Source organism: Cellvibrionales bacterium, assembly GCA_016713115.1.
Classification (GTDB): Bacteria; Pseudomonadota; Gammaproteobacteria; order Pseudomonadales; family UBA7239; genus UBA7239.
In genome coordinates, this window is record JADJPU010000001.1 from 245915 (window position 1) to 266901 (window position 20987).

The following is a 20987-nucleotide window of genomic DNA, read 5'->3' on the forward strand; positions in this document are numbered from 1 at the left end:
TCATGGCACAAGCACCAAAGAAAAACCGTGCAAACACAAACAACTCAACATGCCAGCCAATACATCGTCTACCATAACCCCCAAACCACCGTGGATGTTTTTATCACACCATGCAATTGGCCACGGCTTCCAAATATCCAACACCCGAAACACAACAAACGCCAACACGGGCCAATACCACTGCAAAGGCAATGCAAACAACGCGATGCCGTAACCCACCCATTCATCCCACACAATGCCGCCGTGATCGTGCACGCCTAAATCCTGCGCCACCACACTACACAACCACACACCCAACACCGACATAACGAGCAATAACGCAGCAAACAACCATGCAGGGAAAACCCACCACAGCACGCAACAAAACGGCACAGCGGCCAGCGTGCCCAAGTGCCTGGAGCTTTGCGTGCTAAACCGCTACCCAAACCAAATGCGAGACAATGTCTCCAATCTGTAAATACTTTTGGATTGATGCTGCGATCAAAAATGCTGGAAGCCATTAGCCGATAACTCCACAAGGTTGTGCTCAGCGTCGTATGCGACCACGCCGCACTCCGCGACAATTTCACCCACGCAAAACACATGATCCAATACACGCAACGCAGCACTGTGTTGCGGCGGCGCGGTAAAGCAGAGTCGATAATCATCGCCCCCACTCAGCGCCCACTGCCGCGCTTGCTGCTGCGTAACACTGTCCCGCCACACGGATGCAATGGGCAGTGCCTCGCAAAAAATCCGCGCACCTACACCGCTGGCTGCACAAATATGCGCAAGATCGGCAAGCAAACCATCCGACACATCGATACACGCACTCGCTAACGCGCGTAATTGCACAGCGAAATCAAAATCAACAGCTGGCTGATAAAATCGTTGCTGCAAATAGTGTTCGGCTTGCTGCGAAAACTGCACGCGCTTTTCTAAAATGCTAACGCAGCGGCACCATCGCCCACAGAACCAGATACCCATACTTGATCGCCGACTTGCGCACCGCTGCGCCGTAATATTTTCTCTGCCGGCACACTGCCATGTACTTGTATGCTGATGCACAGTGCGCCGCGCGTGGTATCACCGCCGATTAACGGACAGCGCAGCTGTTGTGCCGTTTCCAACAAACCCGAAGAAAACGCTGCTAACCAAACTTCATCAATCGTCGGTAGCGTCAGCGCCAAAGTAAAACCCAGTGGCGTGGCACCCATCGCCGCCAAATCACTGGCGGCACAGCGCAAAACACGCGATGCAATATCAGAAGGATGAGCATCCGCAGGGAAATGCACAGCAGGTAATTGTGTATCAACAGATACCACCAGCATTTCACCGGCAGGCAATGCCAACACCGCGCAATCATCACCGACACCGATTAAAACCTGCTCAGGAAGATGACTAGGCGTGAAGTAGCGACGGATCAGTTCAAACTCACCAAGCGAGGAAGATTCGCTCCGGTTCGTCATGCGCGCTCAGCCTTTGGCGCGCTCGGCGGCACGCAGGTCGCGCGACAAACGATCCAATACGCCGTTGAGATATTTGTAACTGTCGGTAGGGCCAAATTTTTTGGAGAGACGAATGGCTTCTTCGATCACCACCAACCACGGCACATCTACACGCGACTGCATTTCGTAAGTGGATAAACGCAACTGCGCCAACGACACTGGATCCAACTCTGCAATATCGCGATCTAAATATTGATCAAACAGCGCATCTAATTCTGCCGTTTTAGCAATCACACTCGCCAACAGCTCATGGAAATACGCGAGGTCCACCGCGCTCATGTCGTAATCCACGCGAAACTCTGCCTCAATTTTTGCGGCAGAATCTTGCGTCAATATGTGCTGATACAGCGCCTGCACGGCGTAGTGACGCGCTTTCTGGCGCGCGCCAATATCGAGTGCGGCGGCTTCGCCGCTGGTACTCACAAGCGTGACAGCAAGCTGACCATTTCCAGCGCTGAGCTGGCGGCTTCCGCGCCTTTATTTCCGGCTTTGGTGCCGGAGCGTTCGATGGCTTGCTCAATGGAATCGACGGTCAATACACCAAAGGCAACAGGCACAGAAGCATTCAAGCTCACTTGCGCCAAGCCCTTCACGCACTCGCCAGCCACATATTCAAAATGTGGCGTGCCGCCGCGAATGACTGCACCCAGCGCGATGATGGCATCAAACTTTTTGGAAGCGGCCAACTGCTGCGCCACCAAGGGCAGCTCAAATGCGCCCGGCGCACGCACCAAAGTAATTTGTGCTTCCGCTACACCGTGACGGCGCAGGGTATCGATTGCGCCATCTTTCAGGCTCTCGACCACAAAACTGTTCCAGCGGGACACCAACAGCGCGAAGCGCGCCTTGCCCGGATTGAAATCACCTTCGATTGTTTTGATGCCTGACATGCGTGTGCTCCAGCGGGTTCTCTGTGGGCGCGAAGTCTACCACAAGCCCTCTGCGCAGCCGCCCTCAGCACGGCGCTGACTGCTACAATGCGCGCCCCGATTGACTGACCTGCTGCTGCCCATGACTGAACAGCCCTCCTCCAATAAACCTTCTCTCAGCTACAAGGATTCCGGCGTTGATATCGATGCAGGAACCGCCTTGGTGGAACGCATCAAGCATGTGGCAAAAAAGACGCGCCGACCTGGCGTGATGGGTGGCTTGGGAGGCTTTGGCGCGCTGTTTGAAATTCCAAGTCATTTCAAACATCCCGTATTGGTTTCCGGCACCGATGGCGTGGGCACAAAATTGCGTTTGGCAATTGACCTGAAACGACACGACACTGTGGGCATTGATCTGGTGGCGATGTGCGTCAACGACCTTGTGGTATGCGGCGCAGAACCTTTATTTTTTCTCGATTACTACGCCACTGGAAAATTGGATGTCGATGTTGCAGCCAGTGTGATCACCGGCATCGGTGAAGGCTGCGAGCAGGCGGGCTGCGCTTTAGTCGGCGGTGAAACCGCTGAAATGCCCGGCATGTATGAAGGTGATGATTACGACATGGCGGGCTTCTGTGTCGGTGCCGTTGAAAAAGATGAAATTATCGACGGCTCGCGCGTGCATGTTGGCGATGTGTTGATCGGCGTAGCCTCCTCCGGTGCGCACTCCAACGGCTACTCGTTGATTCGCAAAATTCTCGCCGTTTCCGGCGTAGACCCTGTCACTGAAATGCTCGATGGAAAATCTTTGGCCGACAGACTGATGGAGCCTACGCGCATTTATGTGAAATCTATTTTGCGTTTGATACGCGCTGTCGATGTACGCGCCATTGCCCACATCACTGGCGGCGGTCTGACCGAAAATTTACCGCGCGTACTGCCGCAAGGATCAAAAGCCAGCATCAACACCAACGCGTGGAAATTGGGGCCGCTGTTTGATTGGCTGCAAGCGCAAGGCAATGTCGATCTCTTGGAAATGTATCGCACCTTTAACTGCGGCATCGGCATGGTTGTGTGTGTGCCAAAAGCCGATGTCGACAACACGCTGGCCGTATTGCACGACTGCAACGAAACTGCTTTTGTAATCGGCACCATAGAAAAAGGCGCGCACGACACCGAACCCAGCGTCGTATTCAATTCCAAATAATTCTCGCGTCGCACACCTATGAGCCCACTGCCGCCTAAAAAAATTGTCGCATTGATTTCTGGCAGTGGCAGTAATTTACAAGCACTCATCGATGCGGAAAAAGAGCACATCCTGAACGCGCGCATTGTCAGCGTCATCAGCAATGTTGCGGATGTGTACGGCTTGCAGCGCGCGCAAGCTGCTGGCATTGCCACCACGGTGCTATCACACAAAACCTACGCTACGCGCGAAGACTACGATCGCGCGCTGTTAGACGCAGTGCAACAGCACGCACCGGACTTGGTAATCCTCGCTGGCTTTATGCGCATCCTCACACCGGTTTTTGTCGCACCCTTGTACGGCAAACTGATAAACATTCACCCTTCGCTGCTGCCAAAATACCCAGGGCTACACACACACCAACGCGCACTAGACGCAGGCGATAGCGAAGCAGGCGCAACCGTACATTTTGTCTCTACTGAACTAGACGGCGGTCCTACGATCATTCAAGCGCGCGTTCCAGTTTTATCCAATGACACCGCAGAGACACTGGCAAAACGTGTACTGCAGCAAGAGCACATCATTTACCCGCAAGCTGTGCGCTGGTTTTGTGAAGAACGACTACACTGCAGAAAGCACGATGTTGTGCTTGATGGAAAAATATTGTCCAGCACTGGAGAGCACGCATGAAAAAAATTCTCGCCACTATGATACTGAGCGCGCTGCCGCTAACGGCTATCAGCGAAACTGTCATTCAACATGCGCCATACACCGCTATCTATCAGGCGATGTACAAAAACTTTCCACTACAAGCCACGCACCGATTAGAACAATCTGGTGATGATTGGTATTTCTCCAGTATCGCCAGTGGTTTTTTTGGCCAAATTGAAGAGAACGCTACCTTTACATACAACGAAAAAGGCATTGTTCCCCAGCACTACATCTACAAACGCAGCGTACTAGGACAAAATCGCGAAACCGAGATTGTTTACAACCAGAAGAAACACATTGCAGCAGGCAGCAAGGACAACAAACCGTTTCAAGTACCACTGAAAGGCGGCGAGTTGGATGCGGGCACTTACATGCTGGCACTGGCCGACGACATTGCACGCGGCTATGAAGAACCCTGCTACGATGTAGTCAGCGATGACGGTGCCGAGTTGTTTTGCTTCCGCGCCACAAAAAAAGAAAAAATTAAAACGGCTTTGGGAGAGCTGGACACCGTTGTTGTAGAACGCTTGCGTAAACCCAACAGTCCGCGCCACACACAGTTCTGGTTTGCACCATCACTGCATTACGCAATCGTAAAGCTCGTGCATCAAGAGAAAAAGGTAACACGGCGTACTCGCTGGAAATCACCTACTTCAAACGCGATCAGTAAGTGCGTTTTGTGAGCCCGGCACACCTACTCGTGCCGCAACACATCCGCTGGTTGCGTGCATGTTGCACGCCATGCGGGATACACACTCGCCACACCACTGATCAACAACGCAACGCCAACCACCACACCTACATCCACGACACGCAAATCTGACGGTAAATAATTGACCGGATACACATCCGTGCTCAACAACTGCACACCAAGTAGAGCCTGCAAACCCTGCGCAACAGACGGCATCGCCAGCGCCAAGGCACAACCCGCCACTGCGCCAATGACTGTGCCCATTGTTCCAATCAACAGGCCGTGCATCATAAAAATGCGCATGATGTTGCTATTGGGCAATCCCATGGCGCGCAAGATTGCAATATCGCCGCGTTTATCGGTTACCACCAACACTAACGAACACACCACATTGAATGCAGCGATCACAATAATGATCACCAACATCAGCACCACCAATTGCCGCGACATACGAATGGCTTCGTAAAGATTGCCATGCGTTTGCAACCAGGTTTTCATCGAATAATGCGGCGGCAACTGTTGCACGAGCGACCATGCAATTGCATCGGCTTGCAGCCAGTTATCGACCGAAAAACGAATCGCCGCCACACCTTTGATGTTGTATTGCGCTTGCAACAATGGCAACTGCGCCATCACCAAATGGTTGTCCACTTCTGTGCCGGTTTCGTACAAACCGGCAATGCGCAAACTGAGAATGCCAGGCGCTGATTTATCACCGCTCACACCCGGCAACATCACCACCGCCGTGCCACCCGCTTGCACGCCTAACTTATTAGCCAATTTGCGACTGATTAACACCGATTGCGGATCTGCCAACCACGCATCCCACGCGCTCGCATCCGTGTTTTTTAACACTTCCTGCGCTACGGCTTGCCACTCCGCAATTTCATTTTCTTCGGGATACAGAGTAATCGCTGGCACCACACGCAAAATACGCGTACGCAATTCGTGTTCAAAACCGTTCATAACAGCCAGCACCGTTATCAACAGTGCAACCGCCACAACCAAACCAGCCATCGACACACGCGAAATAAAACCGAGCAAGGCAGAGCCGCTGCGCGCCTGTGCATAACGCAAAGCAATAAAACGCGCCAACATCAGACCTGCACTCGTAGATGGCCGTGATCCAACACCAAACAGCGATCTTGCTGAGCTGCCAGCGCGCGATCGTGCGTCACCAACACAAACGCCAAACCGTATTCACGATTCAAGGCGTTCAATAAATTTTGAATATGCAATGCATTATCGGCATCTAAATTGCCAGTCGGCTCATCCATCAACACACAAGCCGGCTTATTAACCAACGCACGCGCAATTGCTACGCGTTGCCGTTCACCGCCAGACAATTGCGCGGGTTTATGCGACAAGCGTGCAGCCAAACCCACCGCATCCAACATCGTCGCTGCTTGCTGCTTTGCCGCGGCTCGACTCTGACCGGCAATCATCAAGGGAATACTCACATTTTCTAACGCCGTAAACTCCGCCAACAAATGATGAAATTGATACACAAAGCCCAATTGCTGATTGCGCCATGCCGCGCGCTCTTTTTCCTGCATCGACTGCCAACTTTTTCCGGCAATCAGCACTTCACCCGATTGCGCTTCATCCAAGCCCCCCAACAAATTGAGCAGCGTAGATTTTCCTGAACCTGAAGAACCTACAATTGCCAAGCGTTCGCCGCGCTGCACCTGCAAATCAATATGATCCAGCACCAATAAATCTTGTTCACCTTGGTGATAACTTTTCACCAATTTGCGACATTCCAACACACAAGGCTGATTGCCGACATTTTCCTTACTCATAACATGATCACTCATAACGCAGGGCTTCTGCAGGGTGAATGGTAGAGGCGCGCCAAGCAGGATAAAAAACCGCGAGCAAACACAGCAGTGACGCTAAAGCGACAACCGCTATGGTTTGACTAAAAAACCACTGGCTAGGCAAATAAATGGCCAATTCTGCATTGGCATCAATCAGTGTTACGACACGCTCAACCGCAGCAATAATATCGCCCACATGCACGGCCAGTACGCTGCCGAGCAACGCACCGATACCGATGCCAATCACGCCCATACTCAACCCGTAAATTAAAAAAATGGAAACCACCGTGGTGCGCGAAGCGCCGATAGTGCGCAACACCGCAATATCTTTGCGGCGATCAGCGACCGCCATAGTGAGTATTGACACCAAATTAAATACTGCCACCACCACGATGACTGACAACATCACCGCCACCATAATTTTTTCCATCTGTATCGCATTAAACAGCGTGCTATTTTCTTCGCGCCAACTTTTCATCGTAAAACCAGACAACTCTGGCAGTGCACGCAGTTTTTCTATTCTATTGGGTGCTTGTATCACATCATCAAAACGCAAACGCAATGCATCCACTTTGCCACCGGTGCGCAACAAGCGCCCCGCATCGTCCAAATGAACATACAACTGCGTACTGTCTAATTGTGCGCCAACGGCAAAAATCCCCACAACGGTGAAACGACGACTGCGCGGAAATAAGCCCAACGGTGTCACACTCACTTGCGGCAACATAATGTTGATGTTGTCACCCACATTCACACGCAACTGGCGTGCCAGCGCTCGCCCTATTACCACGCCAAATGAGCCGGCCTGCAGATCAGTCCATTGCCCATCCACTATCGACTGCGCTATCTGAGACACTTTTTCTTCCAATAGCGGATCTACACCAAACAATTCACCGCCGTGAATACGCGCGTCCGATTCCAACAATACGCGTGCACGATCTTGCGGTGCAGCAGCCAATACCACGCCAGACTTTTGCAATACCGGCAGCAGTGCGGGCCAATTTACTATGCCTTGTGGCGCTGCAATTTGCGCATGAGGAACGGCGTGCAAAATGCGTTTACGCACTTCGCCTTCAAAACCGTTCATGATCGACATCACCAACACCATGGCCAATACACTAACCGCCATACCGGCCACAGAAAAAAAGGAGAACAGCGAGACAAAACGACTCCCCTTGCGCGCCGACAAGTAACGCAAACCCACCAACCAAGAAAGCGCATTCACTGCGATAAATGTCCCGTATAAAAGCGGCATTCTAACGCAGGCTTGCGCACCCTGCCGCTAACCGACAGCACTACAATGAACCCGTGCAGTCCGACACCGGAGGAGAACGGCCATGCGTGACATCCAAACCTACGAAGACATGCTGCATATCGTGACTGAGTTCTATAAAAAACTGATGGTTGACCCTATCGTCGGCTATTTCTTTACCGACATCGCTAAGATTAATTTGCCCGAACATCTACCCAAAATTGCTCACTTCTGGGCATTCCAAATTTTGGGCGAAAAAGGCTATCGCGGTGATGTATTCAATGTACATCTCCAACTGCACAACCAAGCTGCCATGACCGAAGACCACTTCCACCGCTGGGTGTTTTTTTTGGTACAAACCATTGACAGCCTATACACGGGCTCCAATGCAGACATGATGAAATGGAAAGCCGAAGCTATCGCCAAAAAAATGTCGTATGCACTTGGGATTCGCGGCGATCAACAGCCCGGCCTACCCGGTGTGCAGATGATGGAGCCGTAGCAAAACGCCCAGACTTAATTGAGCACGCGTTGGTACGGCGGCAAGCTGTCGAGTAACTTTTTTCCGTAACGCTTGGTTATTAAACGCTTATCCAAAATACTGATGCGCCCCGTATCACTTTCTGTGCGCAACAAACGCCCAGAGGCTTGCACCAAACGCAAGCTGGCATCCGCCAACTGAATTTGCATAAATGCATTACCACCGGTTGCATCGATCCAATCTGAAAGTGTTTTTCCCACTGGATCATCCGGCGGTGCAAAAGGAATTTTGGCAATCACCACATGGCGCAAATAATCCCCTGGTAAATCCACACCCTCGGCGAAACTTGCCAAACCAAAAATAACACTGGGTTCTTTGTTATCAACGCGCTCACGATGTAACTGCAACAATTGCTGCTTGCTGTAATCATCCTGCAAAAGAATCACTGTGCGCAAATCTTGTGATAAGACTTGATACACATCCAGCATTTGTCGACGCGATGCAAATAGCACCAAGGTTGCTTCCTGCAAGTCGATATCGTTATTGATGAAATCCACCACTGACTGCGTGTGCTGTTCCACCAGATTACTTTCCACCGCGCCCGCCGGCACGATTAATTGTGCTGATTGTGCGTAATGAAAAGGACTGGGCACAACAGAACAGACACTCGTGATTGGCACACCGGTATGCTGGCGCAAGCGATCAAAACTGCCCAAAGCAGTTAGCGTGGCAGAAGTAATCACCGCAGAAAAACAGCGCTCCCACAGGTTTTTTTGCAAGTGTTCTGTTGGCAACACGGGGCTCGCGCACACCTCAACATCAAAGCCATTATTCAATTCATGCAAACTCAACCAGCGCGCCGTGGGTGCAACACCTTCCGCATCAGCACGCGCGTACAGCAACCACAAGGCTTCCGCATGCGCGCAACGCTGCCACAAACCACCCACAGCCGCGTGCGCCTGTTCCACCACTTCACGCGCCACATCCGGTGAGCGACTGTCCAGCAACCCTTCCACAGCATCAGAAACTTTGCGCAACATCACACCGGCTTGTCGCCACTGTTCAAACAACACGGCCGCCATCTCGCGCACTGTTTGCGAAACCACGCCTTGCGGAAAAAGATAATTTTTTTCTCGGTCATCGCTGCGCGTTGACAAAATCGCCGACATCTCCGCTGCCATTTGCTGGTGTGACTGCAACAAAGCTTGTTCTGTCTCTGGCCATCGCGACAATGTCGACTGCACTGCATGTACGTCGTGCATAGTCTGCGCAACAACTGCCAGCGTTTTTGTCGTTGTTTGCAACCAACGCACACTGCCCTGCAAACGCGTGCTCTCCGAAAAATGTTGTAGGGCCTTGTCCGGCAGATGATGCCCTTCATCAAACACAAAAATGGTTTGCTCCGGTGCAGGCAGAATGGCGCCACCACCGAGTGCGAGATCGGCCAATACCAAATCGTGATTAGCGACAATCACATCGGCATCAATTAAATTTTCCCGCGCCTGAAAAAACGGACACTGCGTCACATAGGCGCAACGACGGCCTGTGCATTGGTTGTGATCGGTAGTCAGGCGCTGCCAATCTTCGTTGTCTATCGCTTGCGACCAATTGTCTCGATCACCATCCCACGACGAATCACTCAGCGCATCCAGCAGGATTTGAAACAAGCGCAGTGTTCTTTCCGGCAACAATGCATCGCGCTCGTCGGGATACAGCGCTTGTGTTTCAGGTTCTCCTCCATGCGCGAGCAAAAAATCCAACTTATACAAACAGGCATAACGCCCCCGCCCCTTGGCCAAGGTATGACTGAACACCAAACCGCTATGCTTGCGTAAATCCGGCAAATCTTTCAGCACGATTTGCTCTTGCAGTGCCACCGTCGCCGTAGAAATAACCAGCTTTTTCCCCTGTGCCTGTGCCGCTGGAATAGCTGCCAAGGCGTAAGCCACGGTTTTACCCGTCCCCGTCCCCGCCTCCACCACGCACACATGCTCCTCACCCACGCGCTGGCCGTCATCATCGGAAGCGACATTGCCTAAGGTGCGCGCCACTGCTGCGATCATCAGCTTCTGGCCGTGACGCGGTTTCAGGTTTTTCTGCTCCAGAAAGCGCGAGTACGCCGTCTGAATAGTCTGTTTGGTGTCGTGATCGAGCACAAAAATTCCGTTGCGAGGGTGATTGAAAGTGGCAGCCTTGCCTGAGTAGGCATGATAGCAAAATCGCCTTTGCACGCGCCCCGACTGCCTTATCTCCCTGCCTGCCGCTACAATGAGAAGTTACAGATTCATTGGCTCACGAGACCCATATTGGCATGTTAGGCAAACTCTTTGGCTTCAAGAAAAAAACGCCTGCTGCGGCAGCGCCAACTCCCGCCGCTGCACCTAGCGATAGCAGCACGCCTGTCGACAAGAAAACACCTAAGCACAGCCTGCAAACACTGGCCAATGTGCAGTCTGTCGATGAACTGCACGACATTCATCAATTACAACAACTGTTAAAAAACAGTGGGCAGTTGGATAAAAAAACCAATCGCCTGTTGCGCGACCGTTTGCAGACACTGAAAACAGCGCAACAGCAACAACAACTCAACCACGACGCACAAGAAAAAATCTGCAGCAAATTAGAAACACTGGCCAAATTGCAATATCACCCATTGTTCGACAACGAACTCGCGCATTTAGTACAGCAATGGCAGGCAATCACGACGCCAGATGCTGCTCTCATTGCCCGCGCAACCGCCGCTATCGCACGCTGCCAACAAATACAAACAGAAGTCACACAGCAAAAGCTGGCTGAAGAACACGCCATACAGCAAGCAGCGGCGGCCAAAGCACAACGCGCAGCAGAAATTGCACAACAGCGCGCAGAAGCCGAGGCACAGCAAGCACTAGCCATTGCGCAGAAGAATCAAGCTCTCGCCGAGCAAAAAATGCAGCGCGAAGCCAAAAAAGACCAAAGCAAACAGCAAAAAATTTCTAGCCGCCAACATGAAATGCAGGATTGGCAAGCCTTCGCCGCTATCCCAAAACTGGAGGCGCTGTGTGTGGCGATGGAAAAGCTCTGCTCCAGCACATTACAGCCTTTAGAAACAGCCGAAGCCGTGCGTGAACTACAAGCACAGTGGCGCGCACTCAAACCACCGCACACACCGGAAGCGCAAGCACTGTGGGAGCGCTTCAAACAGGCGGGCGATACCGCGTGGGAACCCTGCGCTGCGCATTATGAGAAAGAACGCCAGCACCGCGCTTTCAACTTACAACAGCGCCAAGCTATCTGCGAAGCACTGGAACAATTTGCACACACGCACGATTGGCAACACGCGGACTGGAAAGCGGTTTCTCGCATTCTCGATAAATCTCGCCAAGAGTTTCACAATTTCCACCCCGTGGAACGCCAAGAAGAAAAGCCTATTCGCACCCGTTTTGATGCCGCCTTTGCCAGCATCAACACGCAGCTCTTAGAGATACAAACAGCTAACGAAGCGCGCAAACAACAGCTGGTTAACACAGCCAAAAGTGTTGCTGAGATGCACGATACCGACAAAGCCATTGAGCGCTTTTTGCAACTGCAAGAGCAGTGGAAACTGATAGGTATTACGCGCCACCACGAAGACAGAAAGCTGTGGCAAGCTCTGCAAGATGCAGGAAAAACTATTTTTGATAAACGCCGCAGTGCTCAACAACAACAGCGCCAAATACAGGACGACAACATCACGCAAGCAAAAGCAATCTGTGAACGCATTACAGCACTTGCCACACTCACCGATGAAGAACTGGCACAAAGCTCCGCCACCTTTGAGCAACTACAGAGTGAATACAAAGCCATTAAGGACATCCCAGAAAAACTGCAGCCAGCCTTAAAAAAACAGTTTTCTGCGTCCTGTGATGCTTACCATCAGCAACTGCGCGGTATCACTACGCGCCAACACCAAAAACAACTGGATGAACTGGCGCGACGCGCACAATTGTGTGAACAGTTAGAAAAAAACCTAGATGCCGTTACCGCAGAACAAGTAACAGCCAACTGGCAGCAGTGCACGCTACCTGCCGACTGGGAAAAAGCAATCGAGCAGCGCAAACAGCAGGCATTGGCTGCTACCAATCAGCAGTCCACTCTAGATACCCACACCAACACACAGCGTCGCCGTGAATTGTGTATCGCGGTAGAAGTTTTGTTGGATCTCGCAACACCGGAGGCAGATCGCCAACTGCGTCGCGAGCTACAACTGAAAAAACTGCAACAGGGATTGGGGCAAGCGCCACTCGGCGGCTCTAGCGCTGCGCTGGAACAACTATTGATTGATTGGCACTGCACCGGCTCCGCCAACACAGAAGAACAGACAACACTGCAAACGCGTTTTTCCGCAGCACTGTCACAAACACGCAAAGCACAGTAGTGAAACGCCTTTCAGGGAATCAAACTGCTATGCTTTGCCACCACTTGTCTTACTGATAAAACGGATCTTGAATGATCATCAGCCATAAAACCATTATCAACCTCGCTATCGTTACCGGTATCGCCGCTGTTGTTATCGCCGTCTGGGCTTTTTATAACCGCCCCATGAGCGCTCCTGACTGGCCAACCTCCATTTCCGGTTACGCCTACTCGCCATACCAAAACGGGCAGGATCCCACTAAAAATATTCACCCCAGCCACGATGAAATTCGCAAAGATCTTGCATTGTTGTCGAAGCAAACACACAGCATTCGCACCTACTCTGTTACAGGAACGCAAGCCGACATTCCGCGTTTAGCGCAAGAATTCGGCATGAGCGTGGTGCAAGGCATTTGGATCAGCAACATTGAAAAAGACAACGAAGAGCAAATCGCACGCGCGATTGCTGTCATCAACAACAACCGCAACATCACTATGGTGGTGGTGGGCAACGAAAGCCTCTATCGCCGCGAGGTGGATTTGCCGCGCCTGATTGATTACATCGAGCAAGTGCGCAGCAAGGTTAAAGTGCCGGTGACCACCGCTGAAACTTGGGATATTTGGTTGAAGTATCCAGAGCTCGCACAACATGTTGATATCGTCACCGCACACATCCTGCCCTTCTGGGAAAAAATTCCTGCCGGCGCTTCTGTCGGTTTTGTTTTAGAAAAAGCGCAAGCACTGAAAACCGTATTTTCCCAAAAACCGCTCTTGCTCGGCGAGGTGGGCTGGCCGTCTTTCGGTCGCAGCCGAGGTGCAGCGGAAGCCAATCAAGTGGACCAAGCCATTTATTTGCGCACTTTGTTAAACAGACTCAACACAGCCGGCTACGACTATTTTGTAATCGAAGCGTTTGATCAGCTGTGGAAATCTGGCGCTGAAGGCGATGTAGGAAAATACTGGGGCGTTTACGATGTCAATCGCCAACCCAAGTTCCCCTTTGAAGGTAGTGTCGTCAAAATTCCGCAATGGCGCTTGCTAGCCGTGGTGTCTGTCATCATGGCCATTCTGACCTTGGCTTTACTCTTGATCGACAGCTCCGGCTTAAAACAACGCGGTCGTTTTTTTCTCGCGTTTGTGGCGTTTTTATTCGCTTCTTTTCTTGTCGTCGTCACCTACGACTATTCACAGCAGTACATGACTTGGCTGAATGCCCTTCTCGGTATTTTGTTGGTACTTGCTGCTATCGGTGTCTTCATTGTGATGTTTACTGAAGCTCACGAATTGGCAGAAACTGTGTGGGCGCAACGACGCAGGCCGTTCATTGGTGTCGCCAGCGATGACGCCTATCGCCCCAAAGTCTGCATTCAAGTGCCGTGTTACAACGAGCCACCAGACATGGTGAAAGAGACACTGAATGCTTTGGCTGCGTTGGATTATCCCGACTTTGAAGTGATGATCATCGACAACAACACCAAAGATGAAAATGTGTGGCGGCCGGTGGAGGAATATTGCAAAACGCTCGGACCGCGTTTCCGCTTTTTCCATGTGGCACCACTGGAGGGTTTTAAAGGCGGCGCGCTGAACTGGGCATTAGAGCGCACTTCGCCCGATGCAGAAATCATTGCAGTAATCGACAGCGATTACTGTGTAGACCCAAACTGGCTCAAACATTTGGTGCCACATTTTGCCGACCCCAAAATTGCCATTGTGCAAGCGCCGCAAGATTATCGTGACGGCGATTGGTCGCTGTTTAAGAAATTGTGCTACGCCGAATACAAAGGCTTTTTCCACATTGGCATGGTGACGCGCAACGATCGCAACGCCATCATCCAACACGGCACCATGACCATGATCCGCCGTGAAGTGATGGATCGTTTGGGCTGGGCGGAGTGGACAATCACCGAGGACGCTGAACTCGGTTTTCGCGCTTTTGAAGAAGGCTTGTCTGCTGCGTATGTCAGTAATTCTTACGGCAAAGGCGTAATGCCGGATCGCTTTATCGATTACAAAAAGCAGCGTTTCCGTTGGGCCTACGGCGCGATGCAAATTATGAAAGGCCACTTCAACAGTTTATTCAAAGGACGCGATACCAAACTGACACGCGGCCAACGCTATCACTTCATCGCCGGTTGGATGCCATGGGTTGCGGATGGCATGAATTTATTTTTCACCGGCGGTGCGCTGTTGTGGACTGCTGCGATGCTACTTGCACCGACACATGTATTACCGCCGGCATTGGTGTTTGCGCTACCACCGCTGATTTTATTTTTCTTCAAACTTGGCAAAATTTTGTACATCTATAAAAGCCACATGAAAGTGCCGATGAGCACTTCTGTAGGTGCAGCCGTTGCCGGTTTGGCACTTTCTCACACCATCGCCAAATCCATTATTTACGGTCTATTTACCAAAACCATTCCCTTTTTCCGCACACCAAAAATGCGCGATCAAGGTGGCTTTATGTTGGCTTTAGCCGAATGCCGCGAGGAATTATTTTTCCTTGTATTGTTGTGGGGCGCCGCCGCCGCCATGGTGTTCACACGACATGGAAACTAGCGATGCATGGGCATGGCTCTTTATGTTGCTGATGCAATCACTGGCTTACCTCGCCGCTGTTTTCATGGCTTTCCTTTCTGTACTGCCACAGAAACACCCCGAATGATATGTGTCTAATTTTGTTCGCATGGCAGCAACACGCCCAGTACAAGCTGGTGGTAGCTGCTAATCGCGACGAATTTTATGCACGACCAACCGCCCCTGCGCAATTTTGGCATGACACGCCACAGATACTCGCCGGCCGCGATCTGGAACAAGGCGGCACTTGGCTCGGCGTTACACGCAGTGGGCGTTTTGCCGCGATCACCAATGTGCGAGACCCTTCTGCAAAAATAGGCGCGCATTCACGCGGGCATTTGGTGCGCAATTTTCTCACCAGCACACAAACACCAACCGCTTTCATCGCACAACTGCACGATCACCTCGCTGGCTACAGCCCTTTCAACCTGCTGTTGAGTAACGGTAGCTCGCTGCACTACTGCAACAGCCGTGGAGAAAATTTTGCACTACCTGCAGGGATTTACGGCTTATCCAACGCCGCTTTAGACACCCCGTGGCCCAAAGTGGAAAGCGGCAAACAAGCACTAACAGAAACCCTGTCTGACCCACAACACGAATCCTTGTTTTGCTTGTTAGCAGATCGCACTACCGCTTCTGATACACAGCTTCCTGCCACCGGAATTCCACAGTGGTTGGAACAAAAACTTTCTGCCAGCTTTATACACTTCGATAGCTACGGCACACGCTGCTCAACTGTCATCTTACAAACTTATGACGGTCAGCTCGATTTTCTAGAGCGGCAATTCAACGAACAAGGCGAACCCATCGCAACACAGACATTCCAACTATAAAAAAACAGGGGCTTCATCATGCGAAAAGTACTGGAAGATTTTTCTCGCGCACAATTGGCACAACTGGCGCGTGAATACATGGTGGCTTCGCAATTTAACAGCCGCACCGGTTACGCCGCGCTGCGCATGAATCACGGCGACGCGGCATACAAAGATATCGCCATTGATAATTGGCTTGCCGCCAGCCCCATTTACACCCAGCGCATACAGCGCGCGATGGGCTTCGCGGGCGGCACGGATGTCGCCACCATTTTCAAAGGCTTGCAATTAGATTGCGGCTTAACGCACCAGTATTTTGATGCACATTTTGAAGTGCAAGCAGAAGACAAAGGGCGTTTTTGGTTGGCGAGTTGCGGCCCTTTATTAGAAACAGAACCACGCGGTGAAGCCGCAGTAAAAATCATGTGTCACGACATTGAAGACCCCACCTTCGACGGCACGGCGATTGCCACCAACCCACGCGCGCGCATGCGCCCTGTACATCGTCCGCCGCGCGTACCGGTTGATCGCGCACCGCACTGCGAATGGAATGTTTTTATCGACCACGATGCAGAGCCTCTAACAGAACCCACAGTGACAGCCGAACTGCGCAAATCTCTGCTCGCCAATCTCAACATCCAGCGCACCGCAAATCGCGAACAAGGTGGCTTAGATTTTTATAACGGTGAAGTTTTTGAGCAATTGCGTTTCGAACAACTGTCACACGCTGCACTCGTTGTCGTATGCAAAGAAATTGCTATCCAAAACCATTTGCTGATTCTCGGTTTAATGCTGGCGATTGCTAACAAATACGGTGAAGCCGCTGCGCGCACGGTGGCAGAATTTCAGATGACGGGCAGTGGCTGGGTGATGAGTGAACGCTTGAAAAAATGGCTGGGCGTTGAAGCATCCAATATCGACAACTTGATCCGCGTATTGGAAGTACACCCTGCATTTCAGCCGATGGAATATCACCACTTAGCCATCAAAAAAACCGGAGCTCATACGGCAGAATTGCACATTGCGGATTGCGCCGCGCTGCACGAATCGACTGTACAAAATGTGGGTTGGTGCAGTTTATTGCCGCTCGCAAAAACTGCAGGGCTGGAAGGCATCGTGAAAGGGATAGACCCACGCGCCACACTCACGGCAGGCAACTCACACCTGCACTGGACAATCACGCTAGCGGAAACCGCACCCACGGCAGCTGAACCTCTCCCCGTGCAGATTGCCAAAGGAACGGTGTTGTATCAAACCAAGCTGGATGACCACATTCCTTTATTGCAGGTCTAACGCACCGCAGCCTTGGATTCTAGGCTGCCGCCACTCGCGACTTCGGCTAGAATCCCTGCTTTCCTTGATTGGGTAGTCGTAGTGTCTAGCTCCAGCCATCACCCCGTTGCCATTCTCGGTATTTCCGCCTACTACCACGACAGCGCCGCCGCACTGGTGGTAGACGGCAATATCATCGCCGCCGCGCAAGAAGAGCGCTTCACGCGCAAAAAAGCACGACGCTGAGTTTCCCGCAGAAGCCATTCGTTACTGTTTGCGCGAAGCCGGTATGTCGCTGACTGATATCACGCATGTGGTGTTCTATGACAAGCCGCTCATCAAATTTGAACGCCTGCTGGAAACCTACCTCGCCTACGCACCAGAAGGCTTCCGCTCCTTTGTCAAAGCCATTCCCGTTTGGCTGAAAGAAAAACTGTATTTGAAAAAAACCCTGCGCCGCGAATTGGCCGAACTCGGCGGCATAAAAGAAGCAGAATTACCGCCGCTGATGTTCACCGAACACCACCAATCACACGCTGCTTCAGCATTCTTTCCCTCTCCCTTCGAAAAAGCTGTGGTGATGTGTTTAGACGGCGTGGGCGAATGGGCGACCAGTTCCGTGTGGGTTGGCGACGGCAACACTCTTACGCCACAGTGGGACATCAACTTCCCACATTCACTCGGCTTGCTGTATTCCGCCTTTACTTACTACACCGGGTTCAAAGTCAATTCCGGCGAATACAAATTGATGGGCTTGGCACCTTACGGCACGCCGAAATATGTCGATTTGATTCTTGATAATTTGATCGATGTAAAAGCGGACGGCAGCTTTCGTTTGAACATGAGCTACTTCAATTACGCTGCCGGCTTGACGATGACCAACGAGAAGTTTCATCGTCTGTTTAACGGCCCGCCGCGTGCGCGCGAGTCTGAAGTCTCGCAAAAAGAAATGGACATCGCACGCTCCATTCAAGTCGTCACCGAAGAAATTGTTTTGAAACTGGCGCACACAGCGCACAAAGAATTGGGCATTGACAAACTTTGTCTCGCCGGCGGCGTAGCATTGAATTGTGTTTCCAATGGTCGCCTGCTGCGTGAAGGCCCATTTTCTGAAATCTGGGTGCAACCGGCTGCTGGTGATGCCGGCGGCGCGCTCGGTGCAGCACTGGCTATTTGGCATCAATTCCTTGAAAAACCGCGCACCGTTCTGCTGGGAGATTCCATGCAGGGCAGCTATCTCGGTCCGCGCTACAGCGATGCAGAAATCCAAACCTATTTAGATAGCGTCGGCGCAAAATATCAGCGCCTCGACGACAAAGAACTGCTACCTAAACTGGCGCAAATCATGGCCAACGAAAATGTGATCGGTTGGTTTCAAGGTCGCATGGAATTTGGCCCACGCGCATTGGGCGGACGCTCAATCATTGGCGATCCGCGCAGCCCCAAAATGCAATCGGTGATGAATTTAAAAATCAAATATCGCGAATCCTTTCGCCCATTTGCGCCTGCCGTTAAAGCCGACAAAGTGAGCGATTGGTTTCAGCACAACGCCGTCAGTCCTTACATGTTGATGGTGGCACCCGTTGCTGAAGACAAGCGTATCCCGATGACATTAGAACAAGAGCGTTTGTTCGGCATTGAAAAATTGAATGTGCCGCGCTCACAAATTCCCGCAGTCACGCATGTGGATTACTCGGCGCGCATTCAAACCGTGCACCCAGAAACCAACCCGCGTTTTTACACTCTGCTGGATGAGTTTGAAAAGCTCACCGACTGCCCTGTCTCCATCAACACCTCGTTCAATGTGCGCGGCGAACCGATCGTCAACACACCGGAAGACGCCTACCGCTGCTTCATGCGTTGTGAAATGGACTACTTGGTGTTGGAAAATTATTTACTTGCCAAACCGGAGCAACCGGTGTGGGAGAAAAACGACAACTGGCAAGACGAATTCGAGTTGGACTGATGACTGCTTCCGATAAAAAAAACGAAATGACCGTTGCCGAATTGCGCAAATTTGGCTTAGTAACCGGCGCCATTTTAATTGGCCTGATTGGTTGCTTATTGCCGTGGCTGCACAGTGGCGTAGAAACCATGTTGCGCTGGCTTCTATATGTTGGCCCCGCAGGTGGCGCATTGATCGTTTGGGCACTGGCACACCCTGCAAGCCTGATTTACTTCTACAAGCCGTGGATGAAATTGGCCGAAGGCTTAGGTTTTATCAACACGCGCATTATCTTGTTCATTCTGTTTTATGGACTGTTCATGCCCATGGGGTTCGTTATGCGTCTGGCCGGCAAAGACCCCATGCACCGCCAGTTGAACGCCGCGCTAGACAGCTACCGCGTGACTCGCAACAATCCCGTTCGCCAACACATGGAGAAACCCTACTAATGTTTGAATTACTTAAAGACTTTGCTGGCTTCATGAAAGAACGCAAAAAATACTGGTTGGCACCTATCGTCATCGTCATGTTATTGCTTGGCTTATTGATTGTGTTTGCCCACGGCTCAGCCGTTGCCCCGTTCATTTACACCTTGTTCTAAGACCACAATCCGCACCACCCCGAACCCGCCGCTTCAGGCGGGTTTTTTTATGCCCATCGCCGTTTGCGAGAAAAACAATGATAGCGATTCGCATTTACTGCAAGTACAATATTCACGCTTTTTTCACATTTACCATCTACGAAGCACCTTGGTTATGCGTACCCTCTCCGCTCTACTGCTTGGCAGCAGCATGCTGTTTTCTGCTGCGACCCAAGCCAGCTCTCTCAGCCTGACCACCACACTCGCCAGCGACTATGTAGCTGACGGCGTCAGTGCCACAGATTCACAACCCGCACTGCAAATTGGTTTGGACTATGAGCACGACAGTGGGCTCTATGCCGGCATCTGGACCTCCAATGTGGATAGCGATGATCACGACACCCCCAACCTCGAGTTGGACTACGCCATTGGCTATAAACACGCGCTGACAGAATCCATCGAAGGTGATGTCGGTATCACACACTACAGCTACTATCACACAGACAGCGGTATTGACAGCGACGAAACAAATTACCAAGAGTGGTACGCTGGCCTCACGCTGCTGGAAAACACTTCTTTGTATTACTACTACGCCGACGACAGCAAAGTATGGGATGGTGTGCAGCGCCGCATCATCGCAGAACATGTGCAGCCCTTGCCTCAAGAATTCTCGCTAATTTTGACCGCTGAACGCATGGATATCGAAACCAGTGTCGGCGAAGACTACAGCATTTACCGCGTGGGTTTGGCGCGCACTTGGTTTGATGTGGATTTCACACTGAGCTACTGGAAAAACACACTGCACGACAAAACTGAGCCAGAAGAAAACCGCTTTGTGTTGGAAGCCAGCAAGACTTTTGATCTGCTGTAATTATTCAGCATTATCACAAGACACAAAAAAGCCCGCACGAAGCGGGCTTTTTATTACCACAA

Annotated in this window: 18 protein-coding genes and 3 pseudogenes; 12 read left to right on the top strand and 9 right to left on the bottom strand. The window is 51.5% G+C overall.

The features are described 5' to 3' along the window. The 5 genes and pseudogenes from IPK30_01215 to ribE form a co-directional block, all read right to left on the bottom strand. Positions 1-500, bottom strand: a pseudogene (locus IPK30_01215) (phosphatidylglycerophosphatase A). After that, entirely contained in the window at positions 481-909 is a 429-nt protein-coding gene (locus IPK30_01220) for a thiamine monophosphate kinase (protein ID MBK8101953.1), read from the bottom strand. Before IPK30_01220 ends, IPK30_01215 begins: the two are co-directional and overlap by 20 nt. Before the next feature lie 8 nt (positions 910-917). Continuing rightward, entirely contained in the window at positions 918-1448 is a 531-nt protein-coding gene (locus IPK30_01225) for a thiamine-monophosphate kinase (protein ID MBK8101954.1), read from the bottom strand. A 6-nt stretch (positions 1449-1454) separates the two neighbouring features. Then, positions 1455-1910 carry a transcription antitermination factor NusB gene (gene nusB, locus IPK30_01230; protein ID MBK8101955.1) on the bottom strand — a complete coding sequence of 152 codons (456 nt, stop codon included), beginning with the start codon at positions 1908-1910 and terminating at the stop codon, positions 1455-1457. After that, the gene (gene ribE / locus IPK30_01235) at positions 1907-2377 is read right to left on the bottom strand and encodes a 6,7-dimethyl-8-ribityllumazine synthase (protein MBK8101956.1); all 471 of its coding nucleotides are present in this window, start codon (positions 2375-2377) and stop codon (positions 1907-1909) included. The genes nusB and ribE overlap by 4 nt, the downstream gene beginning before the upstream one ends. Positions 2378-2498: 121 nt before the next feature. Here ribE and purM point away from each other — a divergent pair, with 121 nt between their 5' ends. The 3 genes from purM to IPK30_01250 are packed head-to-tail and all read left to right on the top strand — an operon-like array spanning position 2499 to position 4936. Beyond that, on the top strand, positions 2499-3563 hold the full coding sequence (gene purM, locus IPK30_01240; protein ID MBK8101957.1) for a phosphoribosylformylglycinamidine cyclo-ligase: 1065 nt from the start codon (positions 2499-2501) through the stop codon (positions 3561-3563). A gap of 18 nt (positions 3564-3581) precedes the next feature. After that, the gene (gene purN / locus IPK30_01245) at positions 3582-4232 is read left to right on the top strand and encodes a phosphoribosylglycinamide formyltransferase (GenBank protein MBK8101958.1); all 651 of its coding nucleotides are present in this window, start codon (positions 3582-3584) and stop codon (positions 4230-4232) included. Then, positions 4229-4936, top strand: a complete 708-nt coding sequence (locus IPK30_01250) for a DUF3108 domain-containing protein (protein MBK8101959.1) — start codon at positions 4229-4231, stop codon at positions 4934-4936. The genes purN and IPK30_01250 overlap by 4 nt, the downstream gene beginning before the upstream one ends. Before the next feature lie 11 nt (positions 4937-4947). Here IPK30_01250 and IPK30_01255 read toward each other — a convergent pair whose 3' ends face one another. Genes IPK30_01255 through IPK30_01265 form a run of 3 tightly spaced genes read right to left on the bottom strand, consistent with a single transcriptional unit; the run spans position 4948 to position 7989 of the window. Further along, the gene (locus tag IPK30_01255; protein MBK8101960.1) at positions 4948-6042 is read right to left on the bottom strand and encodes an FtsX-like permease family protein; all 1095 of its coding nucleotides are present in this window, start codon (positions 6040-6042) and stop codon (positions 4948-4950) included. Then, the gene (gene lolD / locus IPK30_01260; protein ID MBK8101961.1) at positions 6042-6746 is read right to left on the bottom strand and encodes a lipoprotein-releasing ABC transporter ATP-binding protein LolD; all 705 of its coding nucleotides are present in this window, start codon (positions 6744-6746) and stop codon (positions 6042-6044) included. Before lolD ends, IPK30_01255 begins: the two co-directional genes overlap by 1 nt. A gap of 7 nt (positions 6747-6753) precedes the next feature. Further along, positions 6754-7989, bottom strand: coding sequence for a lipoprotein-releasing ABC transporter permease subunit (locus tag IPK30_01265; protein MBK8101962.1), 1236 nt, complete (start codon positions 7987-7989; stop codon positions 6754-6756). Between the two features lie 112 nt (positions 7990-8101). Here IPK30_01265 and IPK30_01270 point away from each other — a divergent pair, with 112 nt between their 5' ends. Next, a complete protein-coding gene (locus IPK30_01270; GenBank protein MBK8101963.1) occupies positions 8102-8518 on the top strand; it encodes a group III truncated hemoglobin in 417 nt (138 codons plus the stop codon). Positions 8519-8532: 14 nt separating this feature from the next. Here IPK30_01270 and dinG read toward each other — a convergent pair whose 3' ends face one another. Beyond that, positions 8533-10653, bottom strand: coding sequence for an ATP-dependent DNA helicase DinG (gene dinG, locus IPK30_01275; GenBank protein ID MBK8101964.1), 2121 nt, complete (start codon positions 10651-10653; stop codon positions 8533-8535). A gap of 155 nt (positions 10654-10808) precedes the next feature. On the opposite strand from dinG, the gene IPK30_01280 reads away from it, so the two are divergent. The 8 genes and pseudogenes from IPK30_01280 to IPK30_01315 all read left to right on the top strand — a co-directional run bounded on the left by IPK30_01280 (position 10809) and on the right by IPK30_01315 (position 20925). Then, on the top strand, positions 10809-12893 hold the full coding sequence (locus IPK30_01280; GenBank protein ID MBK8101965.1) for a DUF349 domain-containing protein: 2085 nt from the start codon (positions 10809-10811) through the stop codon (positions 12891-12893). Positions 12894-12964: 71 nt separating this feature from the next. Further along, positions 12965-15533: pseudogene (locus IPK30_01285) on the top strand (glycosyltransferase). Position 15534: 1 nt separating this feature from the next. After that, a complete protein-coding gene (locus IPK30_01290) occupies positions 15535-16278 on the top strand; it encodes an NRDE family protein (GenBank protein ID MBK8101966.1) in 744 nt (247 codons plus the stop codon). Between the two features lie 18 nt (positions 16279-16296). Next, positions 16297-17550, top strand: a complete 1254-nt coding sequence (locus tag IPK30_01295) for a hypothetical protein (protein MBK8101967.1) — start codon at positions 16297-16299, stop codon at positions 17548-17550. An 81-nt stretch (positions 17551-17631) separates the two neighbouring features. Beyond that, positions 17632-19495 (top strand): annotated as a pseudogene (locus IPK30_01300) (carbamoyltransferase). Next, positions 19495-19923, top strand: coding sequence for a hypothetical protein (locus IPK30_01305; protein MBK8101968.1), 429 nt, complete (start codon positions 19495-19497; stop codon positions 19921-19923). The pseudogene IPK30_01300 and the gene IPK30_01305 overlap by 1 nt, the downstream one beginning before the upstream one ends. Then, positions 19923-20075 (top strand): hypothetical protein, encoded by a 153-nt coding sequence (locus IPK30_01310; GenBank protein ID MBK8101969.1) that lies wholly within the window; start codon positions 19923-19925, stop codon positions 20073-20075. Before IPK30_01305 ends, IPK30_01310 begins: the two co-directional genes overlap by 1 nt. Positions 20076-20229: 154 nt before the next feature. Further along, positions 20230-20925, top strand: a complete 696-nt coding sequence (locus tag IPK30_01315) for a hypothetical protein (GenBank protein MBK8101970.1) — start codon at positions 20230-20232, stop codon at positions 20923-20925. Positions 20926-20987 lie beyond the last annotated feature (62 nt).

Coding starts and splice junctions, on each gene's coding strand:
- ribE (MBK8101956.1), bottom strand. CDS start 2,377: ATGTCAGGCATCAAAACAATCGAAGGTGATTTCAATCCGGGCAAGGCG.
- IPK30_01255 (MBK8101960.1), bottom strand. CDS start 6,042: ATGTTGGCGCGTTTTATTGCTTTGCGTTATGCACAGGCGCGCAGCGGC.
- IPK30_01295 (MBK8101967.1), top strand. CDS start 16,297: ATGCGAAAAGTACTGGAAGATTTTTCTCGCGCACAATTGGCACAACTG.
- IPK30_01315 (MBK8101970.1), top strand. CDS start 20,230: ATGCGTACCCTCTCCGCTCTACTGCTTGGCAGCAGCATGCTGTTTTCT.
- purM (MBK8101957.1), top strand. CDS start 2,499: ATGACTGAACAGCCCTCCTCCAATAAACCTTCTCTCAGCTACAAGGAT.
- IPK30_01310 (MBK8101969.1), top strand. CDS start 19,923: ATGTTTGAATTACTTAAAGACTTTGCTGGCTTCATGAAAGAACGCAAA.
- IPK30_01270 (MBK8101963.1), top strand. CDS start 8,102: ATGCGTGACATCCAAACCTACGAAGACATGCTGCATATCGTGACTGAG.
- lolD (MBK8101961.1), bottom strand. CDS start 6,746: ATGAGTAAGGAAAATGTCGGCAATCAGCCTTGTGTGTTGGAATGTCGC.
- IPK30_01280 (MBK8101965.1), top strand. CDS start 10,809: ATGTTAGGCAAACTCTTTGGCTTCAAGAAAAAAACGCCTGCTGCGGCA.
- IPK30_01290 (MBK8101966.1), top strand. CDS start 15,535: ATGTGTCTAATTTTGTTCGCATGGCAGCAACACGCCCAGTACAAGCTG.
- IPK30_01225 (MBK8101954.1), bottom strand. CDS start 1,448: ATGACGAACCGGAGCGAATCTTCCTCGCTTGGTGAGTTTGAACTGATC.
- IPK30_01250 (MBK8101959.1), top strand. CDS start 4,229: ATGAAAAAAATTCTCGCCACTATGATACTGAGCGCGCTGCCGCTAACG.
- purN (MBK8101958.1), top strand. CDS start 3,582: ATGAGCCCACTGCCGCCTAAAAAAATTGTCGCATTGATTTCTGGCAGT.
- IPK30_01305 (MBK8101968.1), top strand. CDS start 19,495: ATGACTGCTTCCGATAAAAAAAACGAAATGACCGTTGCCGAATTGCGC.